This window comes from Rhodoferax ferrireducens (assembly GCF_049302455.1).
In the GTDB taxonomy this organism is placed as follows: Bacteria; Pseudomonadota; Gammaproteobacteria; order Burkholderiales; family Burkholderiaceae_C; genus Rhodoferax; species Rhodoferax ferrireducens_B.
The window spans coordinates 1-4,007 of the sequence record NZ_JBAQMD010000003.1; the positions used below are offsets into that span (position 1 = coordinate 1).

4 protein-coding genes and 1 pseudogene are annotated in these 4,007 nt (G+C 61.8%); 1 reads left to right on the top strand and 4 read right to left on the bottom strand.

All coding sequences use genetic code 11. The features are described from left to right. A partial coding sequence (locus WA157_RS00160; RefSeq protein WP_422619010.1) for an aromatic-ring-hydroxylating dioxygenase subunit beta occupies window positions 1-196 on the top strand: 196 nt, incomplete at its 5' end. Between the two features lie 590 nt (window positions 197-786). Here WA157_RS00160 and WA157_RS00165 read toward each other — a convergent pair. The 4 genes and pseudogenes from WA157_RS00165 to WA157_RS00180 form a co-directional block, all read right to left on the bottom strand. After that, window positions 787-1,827, bottom strand: coding sequence for a cytochrome-c peroxidase (locus tag WA157_RS00165; protein ID WP_422619011.1), 1,041 nt, complete (start codon window positions 1,825-1,827; stop codon window positions 787-789). Between the two features lie 262 nt (window positions 1,828-2,089). Then, window positions 2,090-2,212: pseudogene (locus WA157_RS00170) on the bottom strand (transposase); the annotation flags it as partial. Window positions 2,213-2,350: 138 nt separating this feature from the next. Continuing rightward, window positions 2,351-2,920 carry a hypothetical protein gene (locus WA157_RS00175; protein WP_422619012.1) on the bottom strand — a complete coding sequence of 190 codons (570 nt, stop codon included), beginning with the start codon at window positions 2,918-2,920 and terminating at the stop codon, window positions 2,351-2,353. 263 nt (window positions 2,921-3,183) lie between these two features. Next, window positions 3,184-4,007, bottom strand: an 824-nt coding sequence (locus WA157_RS00180) for a lyase family protein (RefSeq protein WP_422619013.1), incomplete at its 5' end; no start/stop codon positions are given.

The window sequence follows — 4,007 nt, forward strand, 5'->3', positions numbered from 1 at the left end:
GACGGCCGACGAAGTCATCGCCACCGCCAACTTCCAGGTCAACACCTACAAGCACGAGGAACAGCGCACGGACATGTTCTTCGGCCATTACCGCTACCGCCTGACACGGGCGGGTGAGGCGCTGCAGATACGCGAGAAATACATCGTGGTCTGCAACGACATCATTCCGCGGCAGATGGATATCTTCAACGTCTGACCGGCCACGGCCGGACGGCAACAACGGCCCGGTCGGCGAATGTCGACCGGGCCTTTTTTGTGGTGCACCCGGCATGGGCGCACTCCTGGAGGTGAGAGTCCTCCCGTAAGCTGGCCACAGCGAACGAAGCGAAGCGCAACTGCGGAAGGGCGACCGACCGTGGGGGGTGTGGAGCGCAACTCGTGAGCCGATGAACAAGAACCGGATGGAAGGCGCAGCCGAGCAGGGCGAGCGGGCCAGGAACTGCGCGGCTCTTGTGGCCAAAGCGAAGCGGCGTAAAGCCGGCGGTGATGCGCAGAAGGAGTGCGTTCTTACCTGCGGAGATCCTTGGCTTGCGGCGTTATGTTGGGCTTCCCGCGTCAGCCCGGCCTACCTGGGCTGCCGGATCAGCGCCCCAAAACATAGGCCTCTCGCAGAATACTCGATGCGCCGCTCTGCCCGCTCATTCGGTATCGCCTACCGCAATAAAACCTCGCGTGGACCGACGCAAGCCAAGCTGGCCGAGCGTACCGCTCGCTTTCAGCCAACGACGCCCTGGGGCTGCGCTGGCTTCGTGGCACGCAGCACCCGCCCAACCAACACGCAGCATCTCACGGCGCAAACACGGTTCGGCCCGGAGTCGGCGGCAGCTCGGGCATTTCCTGGCGGGGAAAGGTTCCGGTCAGGGCGCCGAGGAAGGCGGTCAGATCGAGCACTTGCCCATCGTCCAGCTCCTTGTTCAGCTGGACCTTCGCCATGACGCGCACCGCCTCCTCCAGCGTCGTTGCGGAGCCATTGTGGAGATAGGGCGCGGTCAAGGCGACATTGCGCAGCGTCGGCACCCGAAACATGTGGCGATCGGCTTCCTGATGGGTCACCTGAAAGCGGCCCGTATCTTCCGTCAGACGATATTTCGCGTCATAGGCACTGCCGCGAAAGGTCGGGAACTTCTGGTAAAACCCCTGCCCTTCGGGCAAGGCCGGACCGGCGAAAGCCGCCCCGCTGTGGCAGGCCACGCAACCGACATCCTGGAACGCCTGCATGCCACGCACCTGGCTCTCGTTCAGCGCTTTCTTGTCCCCTTTCAGATAACGATCCAGGGAGCTGTCGGGGGTGATCAAGGTCCGCTCATAGGCGGCAATGGCCTGCGCGACCCGGTCGATGCTGATCTCCGGCGCGTTGAAGGCTTGCTTGAACAAGGGCTTGTATCCCTCGATTCCTTGCAGGCGCTTGACCACCGCGGCATGATCGGGGTTACCCATCTCAACGGGGTTGATCATCGGTCCCTTGGCCTGCTCCTCCAGGCTGGGCGCGCGTCCATCCCAGAACTGCACCGACAGGAATGCAGCATTCCAAACCGTGGGCGATGACCGGCCGCCCAATTGTCCACGCACCCCCATGGAGAATGGTCGGCCATCTTCGCCGCCCCCCATCACGTTGTGGCAGGAGTTGCAGGACGCCGAACCGTCCACGCTCAGGCGCGGATCGAAATACAGCGCCTTGCCCAGGGCCACCTTGGCCGGTGTAGTTGGGTTTGTGGCCGATGCAACGGGTTTTTCCGGCAACGGCTCGAAAGCCTGCGCCCCCGCGGCGATGCCCAATAGCAAAAAGCCAAGTCGGCGGATTCCGGATAAGATCCTGCGCTCTTTCATATCAAGATACTCTCGCTAATTCCAAAGGCTCAAATAAATAAGGGGCCAGCCTTCTGCGCTCAATGGAGAGTACGCCACAATATTCTTAACAAATCCTTAAGGAGCCTCTGCACGAATCGTAGCCTGCAGCTGATTTCGCTTCCTGGGGAGCGATTTTTCGCACGATTCCACTCATTTGTCCCTGATTCGGATCGGTTTTCCGGACTTTTTCCTGCTCAGGGCGCACCTTGCCCTGACGGTGCACGTACGCGTCGCCCGTGAGCACCTTCGATAACGCCGCCAGGCACACAAAGCGACTCAAATTCTTCGCCAGCCCCCGGTAACGCACCCTGGCGTAGCCGAAACGAATCTTCAGATCACGAAACACATGCTCGACCTTCGCCCGCCGAGGGGGTCAGTCCCGGATTCCGCTGCGCTTCATCCAGGCTACACGCTCTGCCGTAGGGGCGAAGCCCCGGAGGCAGGGACGTCGGCTGCAGCGTGTTGTTGGACGTCGTCGCGCGACTAGTTTGCGGTGATAACGTCAGGATAGTGGTCGGGGGGGGAGGCGCAATAGCACGGTCGGAGGATCGAGAGCCTCGGTCGCGCGCCGCGGTTCGAGTGGAAGCGATGGAGCCTCGGCCAGATTGCGACGGTAGTACTCGAAGGCGACCAACAGCAATGCTGCCATTGCATTGAGTGCGTTCTTCAAAGTGGCTCGGGCGAAGTGTGCATTTCGCTCGTGTTTCACGTCGTTGTAGCTCCTCCACCAAAGCGGATTCTGATTCTGTGACCACTGGTCCCATGGGGTGAGCTCGAGCCCGTAGCGCGGAATATAGACCTTGCTCACCGCCATAATCGGCAGACTACTCATGCAGACCGCCCGGTAGTGGTCCATGTTTCGATTTCTTGCCGAGCGATCGAGTACCGCACATAGGAGTTTTGTTACGACTTCAACCTCCGAGGCTGCAGCGAAAAGTAGATGCGCGAGCTCAATTGAGTACACCTCGTAGTTGGCGGGAGTGAACTCCACGTAGCGCGAGACCGCCTCAAGGTCCCGCTCCAACGCCAGAAGATAATTCCAATGAAGCTTGCCGCCAGTGGCCGGAATCATCACGTCACTCCCAGAGACGCCCAACGTGAGCTATCCGACATTTGTCGGAATAAATGTGTTATCAGACATATCCGATAACTCGGAATTGACCCTGTAATCGCCTGATTCTTGAACCCCACGAAAGGCGGATCGCAATCCGCCGCTCGCGTTCACGCTATCCATTCGGCGACGGAATGGCGTTGGTTGATACGCCGCCCCGTCACCGTTGGTCAAGCGCATCACTGTCGCTCACGCGCGTCGCACCGCTGTGAACAGTATTCGCCTCAGCCCGGTCCCAGCATGTCCGCCGGCCGGATCAGGCGGTCGAAATCCTCGGGGCTGAGCAGGCCGAGTGCAACGACCGATTCCTTGAGCGTCAGGTTCTCGTGGTGCGCCTTCTTGGCTGCCTTGGCGGCGTTGTCGTAGCCGATGTGCGGATTGAGCGCCGTCACCAGCATCAGGTTGCGGTCCAGGTACTGGGCGATCTGCGGCTCGTTGGCCACGGTGCCGGCGGCGCAGTGGTCGGCGAAGGAACGGCTGGCGTCGGTCAGCAGGCGGATCGATTGCAACAGGTTCCTGATCAGCAGCGGCTTGAAGACATTCAGTTCCAGGTGCCCGCTGGCGCCGCCGAAGTTGATGGCGACGTCGTTGCCGAATACCTGCGCGGCCACCATGGTCAGCGCCTCGGACTGCGTGGGGTTGACCTTGCCGGGCATGATCGAGCTGCCTGGCTCGTTCTCCGGCAGGTACAGCTCGCCGATGCCGCAGCGCGGGCCGGAGCCCAGCAGGCGAAAGTCGTTGGCGATTTTCATGCACGCCGCGGCGGCGGTTTTCAGCGCGCCGCTCATCCACACGATGGCGTCGTGCGCGGCCAGCGCCGCGAACTTGTTCGGCGCGGTGATGAAGGGCAGGGCGGTCAGCTCCGCGATGCGGTCGGCCACCGCATCGGCAAAGCCCGGGTGGGTGTTAAGACCCGTGCCGACCGCGGTGCCGCCGATGGCGAGCTGGTATAGCCGCGGCAGGGCGCTGCCCACCGCGTCGATGACGTCGTTCAGCTGGTGCACATAGCCGCTGAATTCCTGGCCCAGGGTCAGCGGCACGGCGTCCA